Source organism: Pseudomonas sp. GQ91, assembly GCF_059758795.1.
On the sequence record NZ_JCAXED010000002.1, the window covers coordinates 465,904 to 484,150 of the forward strand.

Sequence of the window (18,247 nt, forward strand, 5' to 3'; positions counted from 1 at the left end):
GGGCTTGCTCGCGATAGCGGTTATCAGACACATCGGTGCTGGATGTGCCACCGCGATCGCAGGCAAGCCAGCTCCCACATTTGTTTTGTATTGCTTCGAAAGCCATGGATAGCCCATGAAATATCTTCGCGTCGCCGTCCCACTTCTGTTGTTGCCCGCCCCGCTCCTGTTTGCCGATACCCGCGACGCGGCCCTGAAGCTGCCCGACGTGGTGATCAGCGCCAACCGTCAGGTCCAGGCGCGCAATGACAGCAGTGCCGCCAATACGGTGTTCACCCGGGCCGACATCGAGCGCCTGCAACCCTCCAGCGTCAGCGACCTGCTCAAGCGGGTGCCGGGTGTGCAGGTCTCACAGACGGGCGGTCGCGGGAGCCTCGCCAGTATTTACATTCGCGGCACCAAATCGGCACAAAGCCTGGTGCTGGTGGATGGGCAACGCATCGGCAACTCGACCTCCGGCGACAGCAACTTGCAACACCTGAACATTCAGCAGATCGAGCGCGTGGAAGTACTGCGCGGGTCGCGCTCGGTGATCTACGGTAGCGATGCGATTGGCGGCGTGATTCAGATTTTCACCCGCCGCAGCAGCGAATCCGGCCTGCAACCGCGCCTGCACCTGGGGTTTGGCAGCCATCAGAGCTGGGAACGCAGCCTGGGCTTGTCCGGTGGTAACGAGCAAACCCGCTTCAACCTCGGTGCCAGCCTGGATGACACCCACGGGATCAATCGCACCCAGACGTCGTACCCCAGCGACGGCGACCATGATGCCTATCGCAATCAGTCGATCAGTTTCAGCCTGAGCCATGCCTTCAATGACGACCTCGAAGCGGGGTTGAATGTGCTGGATAATCGCGGCAAAAGCGAGTTCGACAATCCGTTCGGACGCTATGACGCAAATTATCGGGTTTTCCAGCAAACGCCCTACAGCGAATTCAGCGTAAGTGGCGTCAGCAGTTATGTCGATGCGCGCATCAACGACGCATGGACCTCCCGGATAGAGTTGGGCCACAGTGAGAACCGTGAAAAAACCCTCGACAAACTCAGTGAGGACCGTAGTGTGTTCAACACCTATCGCAACTCGCTGAACTGGCAGAACGACCTGAGGCTCAATCCACAGAACGGCCTGATTCTGGGCGGCGACTGGTACGAAGACCAGGTCAACAGCAGCACACCGCTGGCCGAAGACAGTCGCTGGAACCGTGCAGCGTTTATCCAGCACCGCTTTGAAGGGCAGTTTTTTTCCACCGAGCTGGGCCTGCGCCGCGACCAGAACCAGCAATTCGGCGGCCAGAACAGTTGGAGCGGCACGCTCACCCTGCCCCTCAACCCGGACAATGACCTTTTGTTGAGCTACAGCGAGGGCTTTCGCGCGCCAACCTTCAACGACCTCTACTACCCGAACGACAATGGCTTTAAAAACAGCAACCCGGATCTGCAGCCCGAGACCTCGAAAAGCTATGAAGTGCAGTGGCGCAGCCAACTCAGCGACACCCGCCGATTGGAAGCCTCGCTGTACCGAACCGATATCAAGGATGCCATCGTGTTCGGTAGCGACGGCCCGCAAAACGTTGCGTCGGCGCGTATCAATGGTTTCGAGGCAGCACTCAAGCAAGAGCTGCTGGGTTGGCAGAGCAGCCTTGGACTGGCAATCATCGACCCTCGCGACCGCGACAGCGGTTACACCCTGACGCGTCGCGCCCGGCGCACCCTGAGCCTGGACCTCGATCGCCAGTTCGAGCAATTCGCCGTCGGCGCCAGTTGGCAAGCCGTCAGCGGCAGCTACGACGACCCGAAGAATCAGCAGCGACTGGGCGGTTACGGGCTATTGGGATTGCGCGGCAGTTGGGAAGTCAATCCCGAGATCAAGCTGGACCTGAAGCTCGATAACCTGCTCGACAAAGACTACAGCCGGGCGCTGTATCAGCACCAAGGCATGCAGTATGGCTACCGGGAAGAAGGTCGTGCGCTGATGCTCGGTGTGACCTGGACGTCACAACGCTAAGCCTCAACGACCTAGGCATCTACCCAACTGTCAGAAACTGACGATTTCTCTGTGGCGAGCGGGCTTGTCGGAACGCCGCATCGCCCGCGTTGGACTGCGAAGCAGTCCCAGTAAGCCGAATGCGGAGTATCAGATACTCCGCATTCGGCTGGTTTTGGGGCCGCTTCGCAGCCCAAAGCGGGCGATGCGGCGTTCCGACAAGCCCGCTCGCCACAACAGCTCTACCTGCCAGGAGTTAAGCGTTGAGGCAAAATTGTGTAGATACCTATGCCTCAACGGCCAGGGTCAAGCACTTCACACAACCTGGCCACAGCCTCGACCATCTGCCCGCTGGGCCGTTCCAGCCCCTTGTCCGGGATGATCAGCAAGCGCGCCTGCTCTACGGCCGCGACCTGCGGCCAGGCGTGCCAGGCATTCAGCTGCATTTGGTCAGCCGCCAGAATCACCTCGGGATTGCGCTGCAACACCGACTCGATACTGACCTGCGGCGCGGGCAGCTTCAGGTCGTCGAATACATTGCGCGCCCCGCAGACGCCCAGCGCATCACTGATGATCTGCGCACCGCCCACGGTATACAGCGGCGGATTCCAGACTTGATAGAACACGCGCAATGGCTCGGCCCGCTGGTACTGGCGGCGCAGCCCGGCAACGCGCTGGCGCAACTGCGCAGCCAATTGTCGGCCCGCCTCGGCACGCCCCAGTTGCCGGGCGATGGCTTCGACCTGGCCGCTCAGTTGCTCCAGGCTATGCGGTTCGGCGACGTAGACCGGGATGTTCAGGCGTTGCAGTTGCTCGCGCTGCGCGGGGCCGACGCTACCGGGCCAGAGCAATACCAGATCGGGCTTGAGGCTGAGCAGTTGCTCCATGTTCAACTGCCCGTAGCGACCCACCGATTGCACGTTCGCCAGCGCCGCGGGCCGCTCGCCGCCGTCGAGGACGCCCACCAGCAGCTTGGCGGCCCCCAGTTCAACGACGATTTCAGATAAGGACGGGGCGAGGCTGACCACCCGCTCAAATGCCGTTGCCGACGCGCTCGCGGCCAGCAACAGCAGCGCCAGCCAGACGCGCGTCATCCCAGCTGACGCGGGATGCGGTACAGGTAGAACAACACCAGGGTCGACAGCGCCAACAGGAACAGCGGCACCGCTTCCAGGCCGACAAATACTGCCAACGCACCGATCCAGGCGGGGAACGCCGCCACCAGCAACGCCGCGCGCCGCCGGGCCGCCAACGCGATCCAGGCGGCGGGCTCTTCGGCGGTGTCGAGGGCTTTGCCGGTGGCGATCAACGCGTGTTTATAAGGGTGAAAAAAGCGCAGGCTGGCGAACATAGAAGCGGCGCCGGCGATAAAAAACGGCATCGCCAACATCGGCAGCAACGGCTCGCTCTTGCCAAACAGCATATTGATCACGAACAACGGCAGCAGCGCCAGCGCCAGGTACTGCCACCAGTTGACCGACAAGCGCCGTTTGACCTGGCCGCGCGTCACGCCCGGTCGACCTCGCCCTGGTGCTCGTTACCCATCATATGATCGAGCTTGCTGGCCTTGGTCGCCAGATAGAGCTTGTTGTGCGGATTGTGACCGGTGTGCAACGGCACACGTTCGGCGACGGTGATGCCCATGTCGGTCAAGGCCTTGACCTTGCGCGGGTTGTTGGTCATCAAGCGCAGGGATTGCACGCCCAGATGCTCGAGCATCGGCAGGCAGATGGCGTAGTCGCGCTGATCAGCAGCGAACCCCAGGCGCTCGTTGGCTTCCACGGTATCGGCGCCACCGTCTTGCAGTTCGTAGGCGCGGATCTTGTTCAGCAGACCAATGCCACGGCCCTCCTGACGCAAATACAGCAATACGCCACGGCCTTCACGGGCGATGGCCTGCAAAGCGGCTTCCAGTTGCGAACCGCAGTCGCAGCGCTGGCTGAACAGCGCGTCACCGGTCAGGCATTCGGAGTGCAAGCGCCCCAGAACCGGGGCACCGTCGGCGATATCGCCCAGGCTGAGCACGACATGTTCGCGGCCGGTGGCTTCTTCAAGAAAGCCATGCATGGTGAACGTGGCAAAAGGGGTAGGCAGCTTGGAAGCGGCGACGAAAACGACGGGCACCGTGTGCTCCTGATTTCAGATTTCACAGAGGCGGGCATTGTAACAGCAGGTTCCTACAGACGCTTAAGCTGAATTATCGCTGATAAAGATCAATCGGTTCGATTGGCCTTTGTCTGGGTTCTATGGGCGTCAGAATGGATACGGCTGCTCCCATTGCTCGAAGATCGGTTTCAATTCGCCGTTTTTCACCAGCGTGCCCATGCGGGCGTCAAACAATGCCATCAGCGCCCGCCCCCGCGGATTGTCGGTAAAGCCGAGGAACAACGGCAACTCGGTCACCCGCGTGAGCCTGAAGACAGACGGGTCCGGGGCCTGGCCCAGGATGTATTGCGCTTCGTCCAGCGCTTCAATGTAGAAATCCGCCCGGTCATGCTGGAGCATCGACAAGATGCCACTGCGCCGCTCGACCTGGTTGAAACGCCGAATGTTCGGCAAGTATTTCTCGTACCGATAGCCGCGCACCCAGGCCAGACGGTAATTGCCCAGGGTCGCCAGGGTCGGCGTCGGACGGCTCGCCAGCCCCAGGGCGTAGACGGCGTCGAAATCAAAGTGCCAGTGCGGATACAGCACGCCCTCGACTTCATCACGGTAAGCGCCGACCCAGGCGTCGACTTCACCGCGCCGGGCCAGGCCGACCGAACGGGTATAGGGCATGGTCTGGACGACGACCTTGACCCCGGCCGGCTGGAACACTTTGCGCAACACATCCCAGGCCAGGCCGCTGCCATCGGCGTTGGTGTAATCCGTCCAGATTTCACTGGCGAGGCGAATCTCGCCAGGCACCGCGCGGACTTCATCGGCCCGTACCGAGCAGTTGAATACACAGAGCAATATCAATAAACAGTGACGAACAACCATAACCACGACCTCAGGTAGAACACGGCAGGATGGAGGTGTCAGTGCGTTTCGCGAAAATGCTGATAGCCACGAATCACCGGGGTAATGTCCAGTCCGGCGGAGTCCACCAGCGCCACCCCTTGACCTTGCTCCACCCGTCCGACCACCTTGACCGGCCAGCCACTGTCCAACAATGGCGCCAACTCGGCCGGCGGCAGCGTGAACAGCAGCACATAATCGTCACCACCGCTCAAGGCCGCGGACCGGGACTCATCCGCGCCAAGAAACGCCAGCAGCTCCGAGGATAAGGGTAGTCGTTGTTGCTCAATCACCAAGCGTAGTGCTGAAGCCTTGGCGATATGCCCACAGTCGGCCAACAAGCCGTCAGAGATGTCCATGGCTGATGTAGCCTTGCCCCGCAGCGCCAAACCCAGGGCCAGTTGCGGTTGTGGCGACCAGTAATGGGCCAGCAGCGGCTCGGCAATCGCTGGCGGCGCGGTACGCTGGTTGAGGACCAGCGGCAAGGCGCCGGCGGCGTTGCCCAGATCCCCGCCGACACACAATAAATCCCCCGGCTGTGCGCCACCGCGGGTCAAGGCCAGGCCGCTCGGGACGCGACCAAACACCGTGACGGTCAGGCTCAACGGCCCACGCGTGGTATCGCCTCCCACCAGGCCTACGCCACAGCGCTGAGCCATGGCGTTCAAGCCCTGGGCATAGCGTTGCAGCCAATCGGCCGAAACCGTGGGCGTGGTGAGTGCAAGGGTAAAGGCCAGCGGGTTGGCGCCCATGGCCGCCAAGTCGCTGACCGCCACGGCCAGCGAGCGCTGGCCGAGCAGGAAAGGATCGCAGGGGTCGGCAAAATGCACGCCGGCCACCAGGGTATCGGTGGAAACCGCCAACTGCTCCCCGGCAGGGAGCGCCAGCAAGGCGCAGTCATCACCGATCCCCAAGGCAATGCCTTCGCCGCCTTGCGCACAGGGCGCGGCGGCAAAGTACTTACGGATCAGCTCAAACTCGCCCATCGGGGCCCCCAGCGCGAATCAGCGCTTGTAGGCCTTCACTTCGGCTTCACGCAGGCGTGGAGCGAGCTTGTCGAGCACACCGTTGACGAACTTGTGACCGTCGGTCGAACCGTAGACTTTCGCCAGTTCGATGCCTTCGTTGATCACCACGCGATACGGCACGTCGACGCGCTTGAGCAGTTCCCAGGCAGACAGACGCATGACGCACAGCTCGACCGGATCCAGCTCTTCAATGGTCAGGTCCAGGCAGGGCGTCAGCGCGGCATCGATCTCGCTCAGGTTGGCATGCACACCGTGCAGGATGTCGTGGAAATAGGTCTGGTCGGCGAAGGTAAAGTCATTGTCGACGCGAAACTGGGCTTCGATTTCGTTCAGCGAAGCACCCGCCAGGTGGCGCTGGTACAGCGCCTGGGTCGCCAACTGACGCGCAGCGCGACGCTTTTCCTGCTTGGACGGCTTGCCGGCGTCCGCGGGGCGTGGCTCGCGCGGGTTGAAACGATCGCTTTCGTCGCTAATCACTTGGCCTCCAACTGCGACAGCAGGCTGACCATTTCCAGGGCGGACAGCGCCGCTTCAGCGCCTTTGTTGCCGGCCTTGGTGCCGGAACGCTCGATGGCTTGCTCGATGGAATCAACGGTCAGTACGCCAAAGGCGACCGGTACGCCGAACTCCATGGATACCTGGGCCAGGCCCTTGGTGCATTCGCCGGCCACGTATTCGAAGTGCGGGGTACCGCCACGAATGACCGCGCCCAGGGCGATGATCGCCGCATACTCACCCTGCTGGGCAACTTTTTGCGCCACCAGTGGAATTTCGAAGGCGCCGGGGGCGCGGATCAGGGTGATATCGCTTTCGCTCACACCGTGGCGAACCAGGGCGTCCACGGCACCGCTTACCAGGCTTTCAACCACGAAGCTGTTAAAGCGGCCAACCACCAGGGCATAGCGGCCCTTGGGGGCGATGAAGGTACCTTCGATGGTCTTCAGGGTCATTCGACAAATCTCTTAAAGAGCCGGGACGCGTTCATTACGCGTCCCTTAGTGATATTTGAACCGCGAACAAGGGGCTGAAATCGCCGGCCTTTATTCGGAGGGCACGTATTCTACAACTTCCAGGTCGAAACCGGATATCGCATTAAATTTCATCGGCGCGCTCATCAGGCGCATTTTGCGCACGCCGAGGTCGCGAAGGATCTGCGAACCGGCGCCGACGATGCTGTAGGTGGTCGGTTTTTTCACCGGCACCTGGTCAGCGGTTTCGCGGATATGCGCCAGCAATACGTCACCATCCACCGGGTTGCCCAACAGCAGCACCACACCGCTGCCCGCCTCGGAAACCGCGGCCATGGCGGCTCGCAGGCTCCAGCGTCCCGGCTGCTTGACCATCAACAGGTCGCGCAACGGGTCCATGTTGTGCACGCGCACCAGGGTCGGTTCTTCCGCGCTGATGGTGCCCAGGGTCAGTGCCATGTGCACGTCGCCTTCCACCGAATCACGGTAGGTCACCAGGTTGAATTGTCCCAGTTCGCTGTCCAGCGGCTGCTCGGCAATCCGCTGAACGGTACGTTCGTGGATCATCCGGTAGTGAATCAGGTCGGCAATGGTGCCGATCTTGATGCGGTGTTCAGCGGCAAAGGCTTCCAGCTCCGTGCGACGGGCCATGGTGCCGTCGTCGTTCATCACTTCGCAGATCACTCCGCTCGGCTCGAAACCGGCCATGCGCGCCAGGTCGCAGGCCGCTTCGGTGTGGCCGGCGCGCGCCAGGGTGCCGCCCGGCTGGGCCATCAGCGGAAAGATATGGCCCGGGCTGACGATGTCTTCGGCCTTGGCGTCTTTCGCGGCAGCCGCTTGCACGGTGCGGGCGCGGTCGGCGGCGGAGATACCGGTGGTCACGCCAGTGGTGGCTTCGATCGATACGGTGAACTTGGTGCCAAACCCCGAACCATTGCGCGGAGCCATCAGCGGCAGCTTGAGCAGCTCGCAGCGCTCGCGGCTCATGGGCATGCAGATCAGGCCCCGTGCGTGCTTGGCCATGAAGTTGATGTGTTCAGGCTGGCACAGCTCGGCGGCCATGATCAGGTCGCCTTCGTTCTCGCGGTCTTCGTCATCCATAAGGATGACCATCTTGCCTTGGCGGATGTCTTCAACCAGTTCTTCGATGCTATTGAGCGCCACGCGGCACCCCCTTGGTCAGGATTTCAGGTAGCCGTTGGCGGCCAGAAAACTTTCGGTGATGTTACCTGGCCCCTGTAAAGAGTCAGGCTCCGCGGCCTTGTCGCCCATCAGCAGGCGCTCCAGGTAACGGGCAAGCAAGTCCACTTCCAGGTTCACCCGGCGTCCTGGCTGATAAGACGCCATGATGGTTTCGCTCAGGGTGTGGGGAATGATGGTCAGCTCAAACTCGGCGCCATTCACGGCATTCACGGTCAGACTGGTGCCGTCGACGGTGATCGAGCCTTTGTGGGCGATGTACTTGGCCAGTTCTTTCGGCGCACGGATGCGAAACTCCACGGCGCGCGCGTTTTCGCTGCGGGCCACCACTTCGCCTACGCCGTCGACATGACCGCTGACCAGATGCCCGCCGAGACGGGTGGTCGGGGTCAGGGCCTTTTCCAGGTTGACCGGGCTGCCGGCCTTGAGGTCGTTCATCGCCGTGCAGTCCAGGGTTTCGCGGCTGACATCGGCGGCAAAACCGTTGCCAGGCAACTCGATGACGGTCAGGCACACACCGCTGACGGCGATGCTGTCGCCCAGCTTGACATCGCCGAGGTCGAGCTTGCCGGTTTCAACCAGCAGGCGAACGTCGCCGCCTTTGGGGGTCATGGCGCGGATGCTGCCGATGGATTCGATAATGCCGGTGAACATGCAGTCCTCCTGGGGGCTCGGCGCAGGCCGGAAATTATACGCCCGCTGCTGGCACAGGAATGGCAGTGACTCGCCAGTCGTCGCCTACAGCGCGCATTTCAGTGATCTTGAGTTGGGGGCCGTCCGCGAGCTTCTCAAGCGGCCAATCCAGCAACGGCCGGGCAGCGGAACCGAGGAACTTGCCGGCGACGAATATCACGTATTCGTCCACCAGGCCTTGCTGGGCCAGCGCGCCGGCCAGGCTTGGACCGGCTTCCACCAGCACTTCGTTGACGCCCCGGCCAGCCAGCGCAACCAACGCCGAGCGCAGATCCACTTGGCCTTCGACACCGGGCACCACCAGACACTCCGGGCCCGTCGGGTATTGGTTGTCCGGCGTTACACAGGTGATCACCAGCGCCGGCCCGGCCTTGAAGAACGGCGCATTCAACGGTACGCGCAGGCGACCGTCAATCAATACGCGCAGCGGTGGCCGGGACATGGCCAGCGCGGTGGTCGCCTCATCCAGCCCCAGCTCGGCGGCGCGGACGGTCAAGCGCGCGCCATCGGCCAGCACCGTGTCGGCACCGGTCAGCACCACGCTGGCCTGGGCCCGCAGGCGTTGCACGTTGGCGCGTGCCGCCGGGCCGGTGATCCATTGGCTTTCGCCGCTGGCCATGGCCGTGCGACCGTCCAGGCTCATGGCCAATTTGACCCGCACAAACGGCAGGCCGTGTTCCATGCGCTTGATGAAACCTTGATTGAGCAGCCGTGCCTCGGGTTCAAGTACGCCACTGCGGACCGCGATTCCGGCCTGAGCCAGACGCTGCAAGCCACGTCCGGCGACTTCCGGGTTCGGGTCCTGCATCGCCGCCACGACGCGGCCGACACCGGCGTTGATCAACGCATCGGCGCACGGCGGCGTGTGACCGTGATGGCTGCAGGGTTCCAGCGTCACGTAGACCGTGGCGCCACGGGCCTGACCGCCAGCGGCGCGCAGGGCATGGACTTCGGCATGGGGTTCGCCGGTGCGCACGTGCCAGCCTTCACCGACCACCTGCCCGTCGCGCACGATTACGCAACCCACTCGCGGGTTCGGATGAGTGGTGTACAGGCCCTTGCGCGCCAATTCCAGGGCACGCGCCATGTAATGAGCATCGAGGATCACTTGTTCAGCGGACAGACCATTCATTCTTTAACCGGCTCACGGGCCAGGCGGTCGATTTCTTCACGGAACTCATTGAGGTCCTGGAAGCGTCGATACACCGAGGCGAAACGGATATAGGCGACTTCGTCGAGCTTTTGCAGCTCGGCCATCACCAGTTCTCCAACGACCAGGGATTTGACCTCGCGCTCGCCGGTCGCCCGCAGCTTGTGCTTGATATGCGCCAGCGCCGCTTCCAGCCGCTCGACACTCACCGGGCGTTTTTCCAGGGCGCGCTGCATACCGGCGCGCAGTTTGTCTTCGTCGAAGGGCTGACGGCTGCCGTCGGATTTGATCAGACGCGGCAGCACCAGTTCGGCGGTTTCGAAGGTGGTGAAACGTTCACCGCAGGCCAGGCATTCACGCCGGCGACGCACTTGATCGCCCTCGGCGACCAGACGCGAGTCAATGACCTTGGTGTCGTTGGCACCGCAGAAGGGACAGTGCATGGTGGCAGGCAACAAAAAATGGGAGGGCCATGGTAGCGCATCCCCGTCGCAAGACAAGCCATAGCCTTTACGGTATATAGGCTGACTATTATGTTTTTATCTTAAGATCACTGATTTTTCGCGTTTTTGGAGCCGTACATGCCGCTACGACCACTCGTTCTACTCACTGTGCTCAGCCTTATGGTCGCCTGCAGCAGCGAAGCGCCAAAACCCGCCGCGCCGCAACCTGCGCCCCAACAGCAGAAAAAAATTCCCGGCCAGGAACCCCTCGGGCCGTTGCCGGCGTATCAGCGTGAAGTCAGCGGCACCCTCACTGGCGTGCCCGCCGGGGCCGAAGTCGAGTTGGCATTGCTGGTGATCGATGAACGCGATCGGCCGCAAAAACTGCTGGCCAGCAGCGTGCTGATCGGCAACAACAAGCCCTTGGCGTTCCGCTTGCGCTTCAACCCGCAGGCATTTCCAACGGGCGGCCGCGTCGAACTGCGCGGTCGTGCCAGCCAGTCCGGCCAGTTGATCCTGCACCTGCCGGCGGTGCGTATCCAGCAAGCGATCACCCAGACCACCGGGCCCTTGCAACTCGTCCGCGCCCCATGACGCCACCGCTGGACCTGCAACGCGCCTTGAGTGAGTTGATCGGTGACGCACAGCTGCTGGCCTGCGCGTTGCCCGATACCGAGTTGTCGTTGTGGCTGCTGGACGCCGATAACATGGACCGCGCCTTCAGCCCCGAAGAAACCCGGCGCATTCTGCATGAGCCGCCCTACTGGAGCTTTTGCTGGGCCAGCGGCCTGGCGCTGGCACGCTATCTGGCGGCCAATCCCACGTGGGTAGCGGGCAAGCGGGTGCTGGATTTTGGCGCGGGTTCCGGGGTTGCCGGGATTGCCGCAGTTAAAGCCGGCGCCCTGGAAGTGGTGGCCTGTGACCTCGATCCCCTGGCGTTGGCAGCCTGCCGGGCGAACGCAGCGCTGAATGGCGTGGAGCTGGGTTATTCGGCCGATTTTTTTGCCGAAGCGGATCGCTTTGACCTGATTCTGGTCGCCGATGTGCTGTACGACCGGGCAAACCTGCCACTGCTGGATCAATTCCTCACACGTGGGCAGCAAGCGTTGGTCGCCGATTCGCGGGTGCGGGATTTTCAACACCCCGATTACCAGCGCCTGGGAATACTCGATGCGCTGACCTTGCCGGACCTGGCCGAGCCCTGGGAGTTTCGCAAGGTGAGTCTGTATCATTCGCGACGCGCTTTCAGCCAACCCCGCCAGCCCTTATAGTTGCTCCATTCCCGCGTTCTTCGAGATACCCCATGAGTGAGCCAACGCCGTACATCTTTGACGCCACGACTGCCACCTTCGACCAGGCGGTTATCGAGAACTCCTTCCACAAGCCGGTGCTGGTGGATTTCTGGGCCGAATGGTGCGCGCCGTGCAAGGCGTTGATGCCGCTGCTGGCGCAGATTGCCGAGAGCTATCAGGGCGAGTTGCTGCTGGCCAAGGTCGATTGCGAGGCCGAACAGGACATCGTCGCGCGCTTTGGCATTCGCAGCCTGCCGACGGTGGTGCTGTTCAAGGACGGCCAGCCGGTGGACGGATTTGCCGGGGCGCAACCGGAGTCGGCGGTACGGGCGATGCTCGAACCGCATGTGCAGATGCCCGCGCCGGCTGCAGCTGACCCGCTGGAACAGGCCCAGGCGCTGTTCGCCGAGGGGCGTATCAGTGATGCCGAAGCCGTCCTGGTGACCTTGCTCGGGGAAGACAATAGCAACCCCGGCGCACTGATTCTCTACGCTCGCTGCCTTGCCGAGCGCGGCGAACTGGGCGAAGCGCAGAGCGTGCTCGATGCCGTCAAAAGCGACGAACACAAGGCCGCCCTCGCCGGCGCCAAGGCGCAGATCACCTTCCTGCGTCAGGCCACTGACCTGCCCGACGCCGCCGAACTGAAAAGCCGCCTGGCGCAAAATCCGCAGGATGATGAAGCGATGTATCAACTGGCGGTGCAGCAGTTGGCACGCCAGCAATACGAAGCGGCGCTGGATGGCCTGCTCAAGCTGTTCATCCGCAACCGCAGCTACAACGAAGGCCTGCCCCACAAGACCTTGCTGCAGGTCTTCGAGCTGTTGGGCAACGACCATCCGCTGGTGACGGCGTATCGCCGCAAGTTGTTCGCCGCGCTGTATTGAGTGACAACCGCCTGTGGCGAGGGGGCTTAAGGCTTTTTTTTGTAGGAGCGAGCTTGCTCGCGAAAAACTTATAGGCGCCGCGTTTATCCAGGAAGCACGCATTATCGTTGACGTTATTGGGGGCGCTTAAGAGGCGGTGTCGATCCAGCTGTAGAGCGGCGTATCACCACCGCTGGCCACTTTGACCTTGGCACTATGGCGCAGGCGCACTAACAAGCGCTTGCCCGCCGACGCGCTGCCCGTCAACCGCTCGAGTTGATCCGATAATTCCAGCCCGCTGAGCTGCCCGGCCTGGCGCAGCAAATCCTGGGCGGCCTGCCATTGGGCGTCATCCTGGTTGGCCGGCGGCGCTGCGCCGACAGGTTCGGCACCGGCCGGTTTGACCGTCTGCAACTGCACGCCCAGCCGGGCCCAATCGCCGTCGTCCAGTTCCAGGGTCAAGTCCACGGGCAGCTCACCGATGGTTCCACGAATTCGCAACATTGCTCGTCCTCCAGAATTTTTCTGACAAGCATGCTCCCATGTGCCTTGCGCAACGCCAAGCAGACGGTCAAACTCTCGACTCTTTTGTTATAAGATCACATAACAAAATTTTCATTATTGCCTGGAGTCCTGCTATGCGCCGCCTGTTGCTCGCTTTGCCGTTTGCCCTGCTGCCCTTGGCCATCGCTCAAGCCGCTGACGCACATGACCACGATCACGACCACGATCATGAACACGCCAGCCTCGGTGCCCACGAACACGGCGTCGGACGCCTCAACGCGGTGCTGGATGGCCAGTCCCTGGAGCTGGAGCTGGAAAGCCCGGCCATGAACCTGGTGGGTTTCGAGCACCAGGCCACCACTGACGCCGACAAGGCCAAGGTCGCCGCCGCACGCAAACAACTAGAACAGCCGCTGGTGCTGTTCAGCCTGCCCAAGGCGGCCGGTTGCGTGATCAGCAGCCAGGAGCTCAACAGCCCGTTGTTTGGCGACAAGCCCGATGCGGATCATGAGCATGACGACCACGCCACCGATGGCAAAGGCGCCGCGGCCGAAGAACATCATCACGATCACAGCGAAATCCACGCTCACTACCAGTTCACCTGCGCCACGCCGACCGCGCTGAAGAACCTCGACCTGGCGAACCTGTTCAAGACCTTCCCCGCCACCCGGAAAATTCAGGTACAACTGATCGGCCCGAGCGGCCAGCAAGGCGTTGAAGCGACGAGTGCCGCCACCACTCTCAAGTTCTGAGTTCACATGACCCAAGCACTGATCGAACTGTCCGACCTGGGTTTTAATTGGCCCGGTCATCCCCAGTTGCTGGACATTCCGGCATTTCGCCTGGAGCCGGGGGAAACCCTGTTCCTCAAGGGTCCCAGCGGCAGTGGCAAGACCACGCTGCTGGGGCTTCTGGGAGGTGTGCAAAAGCCCACGGCGGGCAGCATCCGCCTGTTGGGCCAGGAGTTGACCGAGCTGTCGGCCGGTGCGCGGGATCGTTTTCGCGTGGACCATACCGGCTACATCTTCCAGCAGTTCAACCTGCTGCCGTTTCTCTCGGTACGCGAGAATGTCGAACTGCCGTGCCATTTCTCCACGTTGCGGGCACAACGCGCGAGCCAGCGCCACGGCAGCGTCGATCAGGCCGCCGCGACCTTGCTCGCGCACCTGGGCCTCCAGGACCAGGATTTGCTGGAGCGCCGCGCCGACTCGCTGTCCATCGGCCAGCAGCAACGTGTTGCCGCCGCCCGCGCATTGATCGGCCAGCCGGAACTGGTGATCGCCGACGAACCCACTTCGGCCCTCGACTACGACGCACGCGAAGCCTTCATCCAATTGCTGTTCGCCGAATGCCGCGAAGCCGGTGCCAGCCTGTTGTTCGTCAGCCATGACCAGAGTCTGGCGCCGCTGTTCGACCGCAACCTGTCGCTGGCCGAACTCAATCGCGCCGCCACCCCGCTCGAGGTTTGAGATGTATTTGTTTCGACTAGCCATGGCCAGCCTGGCTAACCGCCGCTTTACCGCGATCCTCACCGCATTCGCCATCGCCCTCTCGGTCTGCCTGCTGTTGGCGGTGGAACGCGTACGCACCGAAGCGCGCGCCAGTTTTGCCAGCACCATCAGTGGTACCGACTTGATCGTCGGCGCCCGCTCAGGCTCGGTCAATCTGCTGCTGTACTCGGTATTTCGCATTGGCAACGCGACTAACAATATTCGCTGGGACAGCTTCGAGCACTTCGCCGCCAACCCGCGGGTGAAATGGGCGATCCCGATTTCCCTCGGCGATTCCCATCGGGGTTATCGCGTGATGGGCACCAACGCATCGTATTTCGAACACTACCAATACGGGCGCAAACAGTCTCTGGAATTGGCCAGCGGCCGCGCGTTTGCCAGCGATCCCTTCGAGGTGGTGCTCGGCGCCGAAGTGGCCGACGCGCTGCATTACAAACTCGGCGACAAGCTGGTGCTGGCCCACGGCGTGGCCGTGGTCAGCCTGGTCAAGCACGATGACAAGCCCTTCACCGTGGTCGGCATTCTCAAGCGCACCGGTACTCCGGTGGATCGCACGTTGCATATCAGCCTGGGTGGCATGGAAGCGATTCACATCGATTGGCATAACGGCGTCCCGGCCCAGGGCAAGGGCCGCATCAGTGCCGATCAGGCGCGCAACATGGACCTCACGCCCCAGGCAATCACCGCCTTCATGCTGGGTTTGAACAACAAGATTTCGACCTTTGCCCTGCAGCGCGAGATCAACGAATTTCGCGGTGAACCGATGCTGGCGATCCTTCCGGGAGTGGCGTTGCAAGAGTTGTGGAGCATGATGGGCACCGCCGAAAAAGCGCTGTTCGTGATTTCGTTGTTTGTGGTGCTGACCGGTTTGATCGGCATGCTCACGGCGATTCTCACCAGCCTCAACGAACGCCGCCGGGAAATGGCGATCCTGCGCTCGGTCGGCGCACGCCCCTGGCATATTGCGAGCTTGCTGATTTTCGAAGCGTTCGCGCTGGCGTTGTCCGGCGTGGTGGCGGGCGTCGCGCTGCTCTACGTGTGCATCGCCGCCTCCCGTGGTTACCTGCAAGCCAACTATGGCCTGGATTTGCCACTGTCACCGCCCAGCCAATATGAATGGACGCTGTTGGGCGGTATCCTCGTCGCAGCCCTGCTGATGGGCAGCGTGCCGGCATGGCGCGCCTACCGACAATCCTTGGCCGATGGGCTATCTGTGCGTTTATGAGGAAGTTTTCGATGCGCCGTTTGCTGTTCGCGCTGTTAGTGCTGGTGGCCCTGCCAACCTGGGCCGACGAGCCTCGGGCTTTGTCGTGGCAGGAAATGATTCCGGCGGATGCGCCGGCGGAAATCCCCAACATGCAGCCGCTGCACGACCTGTCGAACATGGCCGACGCACTGTCCGCCGAAGCGGCCCCCGCGGCGAAACAGGATTTGCCCGACGCGCCGGTGGTGCCGCAACTGGACGGCCAGCATATCCGCCTGCCCGGTTATATCGTGCCGCTGGAAGTCAGTGAGGAAGGCCGCACCACGGAGTTTCTGCTGGTGCCGTATTTCGGTGCCTGCATCCACGTTCCACCGCCGCCGTCGAACCAGATCGTGCATGTCAAAAGCGAAATCGGCGTGAAGCTGGAGGAGCTGTACCAGCCGTACTGGATCGAAGGCCAGATGCAGGTCAAACCGTCCACCAGCGAACTGGCGGATGCCGGCTATCAGATGGATGCCGAGAAAATTTATGCCTATGAGCTGCCGGAGTAAGGGCCCGGCGGCGAATTTTCATTAGCTTGCTATTTCATTGAGCTGCGTCAAAAGCTCAAGCCCGGCGATCTTTACCATTGGACACAGCCAACTAAAAACGTCCTTTGGAGCCCCCCATGCACAAGTCACTGCTCAGCGCCTCCCTCTTCGCGCTTGCCCTCGCCGCCCCCCTCGCCCACGCCTTCGAAGCCGGCGACATTCTGGTTCGCGCCGGTGCGATCACGGTCAACCCGAAAGCCGACAGCGGCAGCGTCAAGGTTGACCAAGGCCCATTGGCCGGGACCAATCTGGGCGGCAAGGCGACCATGAGCAGCGACACTCAGTTGGGCCTGAACTTCGCCTACATGCTCACCAACCACGTCGGTATCGAACTGCTGGCGGCCACGCCATTCGAGCATGACGTGAAAATCAAGAACACCGCCCTCGGCGCCGCCAACGGCAAGCTCGGCACCCTCAAGCACCTGCCACCGACCCTGAGCGTCGTGTACTACCCGCTGGACAGCAAGTCGGCGTTCCAGCCTTATGTCGGTGCTGGCATCAACTACACCTGGATCTATGACGAGCACGTCGGCAGCCGCGCCGAACAAGCCGGCTTCAGCAACTTCAAGGCGGAAAACTCCTGGGGCTGGGCCGCGCAGATCGGCATGGACTACATGATCAACGACACATGGCTGATCAACGCCCAGGCGCGCTACATCGACATCAGCACCAAAGCCACCGTCGACAACAACGCCCTGGCCGCCGGTACTCGCGCCAAGGTCAATGTGGATGTCGATCCGATGGTTTACATGGTGGGGATTGGTTACAAGTTCTAAAAGCCGCCCGCTACGCAAAAGGCGCCTGATACAAGGTAATGCCCATCAGTTAAGCCAACCTCCTGTGGGAGCGGGCTTGACTGATCGGTATCAGCCTGATGCAGGCGCCTTTTTCATTGGCCGTGCCGATAGAAGCGGTCGAGCAACGCCGGCAGGCCCGCCCGCCAGGCCCGCGGCTTGATGCCGAAGGTGTGGAGGATTTTCTTGCAGGCCAGCACCGCATGTTGCGGTTCATCGGCGGCGTCCGGCCGGGCGGCGTGAGCCTGCGGCGTGGGGGATTCGACCGCCAGCGCATGGAAGTTGCGCGCTTCGCTGAGGATCGCCTGGCCCAGCGCCACTGGCGTGGTCGCTTCTTGCCCGGCGTAGTGATAGGTGCCCCACAGCGGCGCCGCGCAATCGAGCTGCTTGAGCACGGAAATAATCACCCGCGCCGCATCGTCCACCGGCGTCGGATTGCCCCGTCGGTCATCGGCCAGCAACAACTCCTGCAGTGTCTCGGCACGTGCCAGGAAACGCCCGAGCGTGCCGTCGATGCTGTCATCGAGCAGCCAGCCAAAGCGCAACAGCACATGCTGCGGACAGGTGGCGCGCACACTTTGCTCGATCCGCCATAACGCCTGCCCGCGCAAGCCCAGCGGCACCGGTTCGTCTTTTTCGCTGTAGGCCGTGGCACGCGAGCCGTCGAACACCCGATAGCTGGAGGGTTGCAGCAAGGTGATGGTGTGATGCTGACACAGCTCGGCCAGCCGCTCGACCGCCTGTTCCTGCGCGGCCAGACGAGTCTCGTTGACCGCTTCCGCCTGGAACCAGTCGAAGTAATAGGCGAGGTTGATCAAGGCATCGGGACGGGTGTCGTCGAGCAATTGGGTGAGGCTGGCGGCATCCCAGCCGTCCTGAGGCGGGCGCGGGGCGAGGAAGCCGATGTCTTCCTCCGCACCGAGGCGAATCAGCGCCTGCCCAAGGGCATTCCCGCCGCCCAGTAACATAAGGCGCATTCGCATAGATTGAGCAGGCCCGGTCTGTTTGGAACGATGGCTATTATCG

Annotated in this window: 22 protein-coding genes; 9 read left to right on the forward strand and 13 right to left on the reverse strand. The window is 62.2% G+C overall.

Annotated features, from left to right (window positions below; translation table 11 throughout):
• Positions 1-115: 115 nt before the first annotated feature.
• The gene (locus tag AC6CIA_RS04345; RefSeq protein ID WP_498310793.1) at positions 116-2,002 is read left to right on the forward strand and encodes a TonB-dependent receptor domain-containing protein; all 1,887 of its coding nucleotides are present in this window, start codon (positions 116-118) and stop codon (positions 2,000-2,002) included.
• A 272-nt stretch (positions 2,003-2,274) separates the two neighbouring features.
• On the opposite strand, the gene AC6CIA_RS04350 is transcribed toward AC6CIA_RS04345, so the two are convergent.
• The 11 genes from AC6CIA_RS04350 to nrdR form a co-directional block, all read right to left on the reverse strand.
• Positions 2,275-3,075, reverse strand: coding sequence for a cobalamin-binding protein (locus AC6CIA_RS04350; RefSeq protein WP_498310794.1), 801 nt, complete (start codon positions 3,073-3,075; stop codon positions 2,275-2,277).
• Positions 3,072-3,491, reverse strand: coding sequence for an MFS transporter (locus AC6CIA_RS04355; RefSeq protein ID WP_498310795.1), 420 nt, complete (start codon positions 3,489-3,491; stop codon positions 3,072-3,074). The genes AC6CIA_RS04350 and AC6CIA_RS04355 overlap by 4 nt, the downstream gene beginning before the upstream one ends.
• The gene (gene ribA / locus AC6CIA_RS04360) at positions 3,488-4,105 is read right to left on the reverse strand and encodes a GTP cyclohydrolase II (RefSeq protein WP_339530136.1); all 618 of its coding nucleotides are present in this window, start codon (positions 4,103-4,105) and stop codon (positions 3,488-3,490) included. The genes AC6CIA_RS04355 and ribA overlap by 4 nt, the downstream gene beginning before the upstream one ends.
• 129 nt (positions 4,106-4,234) lie before the next feature.
• Positions 4,235-4,963, reverse strand: coding sequence for a substrate-binding periplasmic protein (locus AC6CIA_RS04365; RefSeq protein WP_498310796.1), 729 nt, complete (start codon positions 4,961-4,963; stop codon positions 4,235-4,237).
• 38 nt (positions 4,964-5,001) lie between these two features.
• Complete coding sequence (gene thiL, locus AC6CIA_RS04370) at positions 5,002-5,967, reverse strand: thiamine-phosphate kinase (RefSeq protein ID WP_498310797.1); 966 nt, start codon at positions 5,965-5,967, stop codon at positions 5,002-5,004.
• A gap of 18 nt (positions 5,968-5,985) precedes the next feature.
• Positions 5,986-6,486 carry a transcription antitermination factor NusB gene (nusB, locus tag AC6CIA_RS04375; protein ID WP_498310798.1) on the reverse strand — a complete coding sequence of 167 codons (501 nt, stop codon included), beginning with the start codon at positions 6,484-6,486 and terminating at the stop codon, positions 5,986-5,988.
• Positions 6,483-6,959, reverse strand: a complete 477-nt coding sequence (gene ribH, locus AC6CIA_RS04380; protein ID WP_003194576.1) for a 6,7-dimethyl-8-ribityllumazine synthase — start codon at positions 6,957-6,959, stop codon at positions 6,483-6,485. The genes nusB and ribH overlap by 4 nt, the downstream gene beginning before the upstream one ends.
• A 90-nt stretch (positions 6,960-7,049) precedes the next feature.
• The gene (ribBA, locus tag AC6CIA_RS04385) at positions 7,050-8,141 is read right to left on the reverse strand and encodes a bifunctional 3,4-dihydroxy-2-butanone-4-phosphate synthase/GTP cyclohydrolase II (RefSeq protein WP_498310800.1); all 1,092 of its coding nucleotides are present in this window, start codon (positions 8,139-8,141) and stop codon (positions 7,050-7,052) included.
• A gap of 15 nt (positions 8,142-8,156) precedes the next feature.
• The gene (locus AC6CIA_RS04390) at positions 8,157-8,831 is read right to left on the reverse strand and encodes a riboflavin synthase (protein ID WP_084379764.1); all 675 of its coding nucleotides are present in this window, start codon (positions 8,829-8,831) and stop codon (positions 8,157-8,159) included.
• 34 nt (positions 8,832-8,865) lie between these two features.
• The gene (ribD, locus tag AC6CIA_RS04395) at positions 8,866-10,002 is read right to left on the reverse strand and encodes a bifunctional diaminohydroxyphosphoribosylaminopyrimidine deaminase/5-amino-6-(5-phosphoribosylamino)uracil reductase RibD (protein WP_498310801.1); all 1,137 of its coding nucleotides are present in this window, start codon (positions 10,000-10,002) and stop codon (positions 8,866-8,868) included.
• Positions 9,999-10,463: a transcriptional regulator NrdR gene (nrdR, locus tag AC6CIA_RS04400; RefSeq protein WP_165447488.1), complete on the reverse strand. Its 465-nt coding sequence runs from the start codon at positions 10,461-10,463 to the stop codon at positions 9,999-10,001. Before nrdR ends, ribD begins: the two co-directional genes overlap by 4 nt.
• A 138-nt stretch (positions 10,464-10,601) precedes the next feature.
• Here nrdR and AC6CIA_RS04405 point away from each other — a divergent pair, with 138 nt between their 5' ends.
• The 3 genes from AC6CIA_RS04405 to trxA are packed head-to-tail and all read left to right on the forward strand — an operon-like array spanning position 10,602 to position 12,639.
• Positions 10,602-11,057 (forward strand): YbaY family lipoprotein, encoded by a 456-nt coding sequence (locus AC6CIA_RS04405; RefSeq protein ID WP_339530125.1) that lies wholly within the window; start codon positions 10,602-10,604, stop codon positions 11,055-11,057.
• The gene (locus AC6CIA_RS04410) at positions 11,054-11,734 is read left to right on the forward strand and encodes a class I SAM-dependent methyltransferase (protein ID WP_498310802.1); all 681 of its coding nucleotides are present in this window, start codon (positions 11,054-11,056) and stop codon (positions 11,732-11,734) included. The genes AC6CIA_RS04405 and AC6CIA_RS04410 overlap by 4 nt, the downstream gene beginning before the upstream one ends.
• A 32-nt stretch (positions 11,735-11,766) precedes the next feature.
• Complete coding sequence (trxA, locus tag AC6CIA_RS04415; RefSeq protein ID WP_498310803.1) at positions 11,767-12,639, forward strand: thioredoxin; 873 nt, start codon at positions 11,767-11,769, stop codon at positions 12,637-12,639.
• A 126-nt stretch (positions 12,640-12,765) separates the two neighbouring features.
• Here trxA and AC6CIA_RS04420 read toward each other — a convergent pair whose 3' ends face one another.
• Complete coding sequence (locus tag AC6CIA_RS04420) at positions 12,766-13,122, reverse strand: hypothetical protein (RefSeq protein ID WP_498310804.1); 357 nt, start codon at positions 13,120-13,122, stop codon at positions 12,766-12,768.
• Between the two features lie 134 nt (positions 13,123-13,256).
• Between AC6CIA_RS04420 and AC6CIA_RS04425 the strand changes: the two genes are divergently transcribed.
• From AC6CIA_RS04425 to AC6CIA_RS04445, 5 genes are all read left to right on the forward strand, one after another.
• Positions 13,257-13,874, forward strand: coding sequence for a DUF2796 domain-containing protein (locus tag AC6CIA_RS04425; protein ID WP_498310805.1), 618 nt, complete (start codon positions 13,257-13,259; stop codon positions 13,872-13,874).
• Positions 13,875-13,880: 6 nt separating this feature from the next.
• On the forward strand, positions 13,881-14,591 hold the full coding sequence (locus tag AC6CIA_RS04430; RefSeq protein WP_339530117.1) for an ABC transporter ATP-binding protein: 711 nt from the start codon (positions 13,881-13,883) through the stop codon (positions 14,589-14,591).
• A gap of 1 nt (position 14,592) precedes the next feature.
• Positions 14,593-15,858, forward strand: a complete 1,266-nt coding sequence (locus AC6CIA_RS04435; protein ID WP_498310806.1) for an ABC transporter permease — start codon at positions 14,593-14,595, stop codon at positions 15,856-15,858.
• Positions 15,859-15,869: 11 nt separating this feature from the next.
• Positions 15,870-16,388, forward strand: a complete 519-nt coding sequence (locus AC6CIA_RS04440) for a DUF3299 domain-containing protein (RefSeq protein ID WP_084379755.1) — start codon at positions 15,870-15,872, stop codon at positions 16,386-16,388.
• 116 nt (positions 16,389-16,504) lie between these two features.
• Positions 16,505-17,203 carry an OmpW/AlkL family protein gene (locus tag AC6CIA_RS04445; RefSeq protein WP_339530113.1) on the forward strand — a complete coding sequence of 233 codons (699 nt, stop codon included), beginning with the start codon at positions 16,505-16,507 and terminating at the stop codon, positions 17,201-17,203.
• 113 nt (positions 17,204-17,316) lie between these two features.
• Here the strand turns inward: AC6CIA_RS04445 and AC6CIA_RS04450 are convergent, their stop codons facing one another.
• On the reverse strand, positions 17,317-18,204 hold the full coding sequence (locus tag AC6CIA_RS04450) for a sugar nucleotide-binding protein (RefSeq protein ID WP_498310807.1): 888 nt from the start codon (positions 18,202-18,204) through the stop codon (positions 17,317-17,319).
• Between the last annotated feature and the right edge of the window lie 43 nt (positions 18,205-18,247).

Coding starts and splice junctions, on each gene's coding strand:
- AC6CIA_RS04345 (WP_498310793.1), top strand. CDS start 116: ATGAAATATCTTCGCGTCGCCGTCCCACTTCTGTTGTTGCCCGCCCCG.
- AC6CIA_RS04350 (WP_498310794.1), bottom strand. CDS start 3,075: ATGACGCGCGTCTGGCTGGCGCTGCTGTTGCTGGCCGCGAGCGCGTCG.
- AC6CIA_RS04365 (WP_498310796.1), bottom strand. CDS start 4,963: ATGGTTGTTCGTCACTGTTTATTGATATTGCTCTGTGTATTCAACTGC.
- thiL (WP_498310797.1), bottom strand. CDS start 5,967: ATGGGCGAGTTTGAGCTGATCCGTAAGTACTTTGCCGCCGCGCCCTGT.
- ribH (WP_003194576.1), bottom strand. CDS start 6,959: ATGACCCTGAAGACCATCGAAGGTACCTTCATCGCCCCCAAGGGCCGC.
- AC6CIA_RS04390 (WP_084379764.1), bottom strand. CDS start 8,831: ATGTTCACCGGCATTATCGAATCCATCGGCAGCATCCGCGCCATGACC.
- ribD (WP_498310801.1), bottom strand. CDS start 10,002: ATGAATGGTCTGTCCGCTGAACAAGTGATCCTCGATGCTCATTACATG.
- nrdR (WP_165447488.1), bottom strand. CDS start 10,463: ATGCACTGTCCCTTCTGCGGTGCCAACGACACCAAGGTCATTGACTCG.
- AC6CIA_RS04405 (WP_339530125.1), top strand. CDS start 10,602: ATGCCGCTACGACCACTCGTTCTACTCACTGTGCTCAGCCTTATGGTC.
- AC6CIA_RS04410 (WP_498310802.1), top strand. CDS start 11,054: ATGACGCCACCGCTGGACCTGCAACGCGCCTTGAGTGAGTTGATCGGT.
- trxA (WP_498310803.1), top strand. CDS start 11,767: ATGAGTGAGCCAACGCCGTACATCTTTGACGCCACGACTGCCACCTTC.
- AC6CIA_RS04420 (WP_498310804.1), bottom strand. CDS start 13,122: ATGTTGCGAATTCGTGGAACCATCGGTGAGCTGCCCGTGGACTTGACC.
- AC6CIA_RS04425 (WP_498310805.1), top strand. CDS start 13,257: ATGCGCCGCCTGTTGCTCGCTTTGCCGTTTGCCCTGCTGCCCTTGGCC.
- AC6CIA_RS04430 (WP_339530117.1), top strand. CDS start 13,881: ATGACCCAAGCACTGATCGAACTGTCCGACCTGGGTTTTAATTGGCCC.
- AC6CIA_RS04435 (WP_498310806.1), top strand. CDS start 14,593: ATGTATTTGTTTCGACTAGCCATGGCCAGCCTGGCTAACCGCCGCTTT.
- AC6CIA_RS04440 (WP_084379755.1), top strand. CDS start 15,870: ATGCGCCGTTTGCTGTTCGCGCTGTTAGTGCTGGTGGCCCTGCCAACC.
- AC6CIA_RS04445 (WP_339530113.1), top strand. CDS start 16,505: ATGCACAAGTCACTGCTCAGCGCCTCCCTCTTCGCGCTTGCCCTCGCC.
- AC6CIA_RS04450 (WP_498310807.1), bottom strand. CDS start 18,204: ATGCGAATGCGCCTTATGTTACTGGGCGGCGGGAATGCCCTTGGGCAG.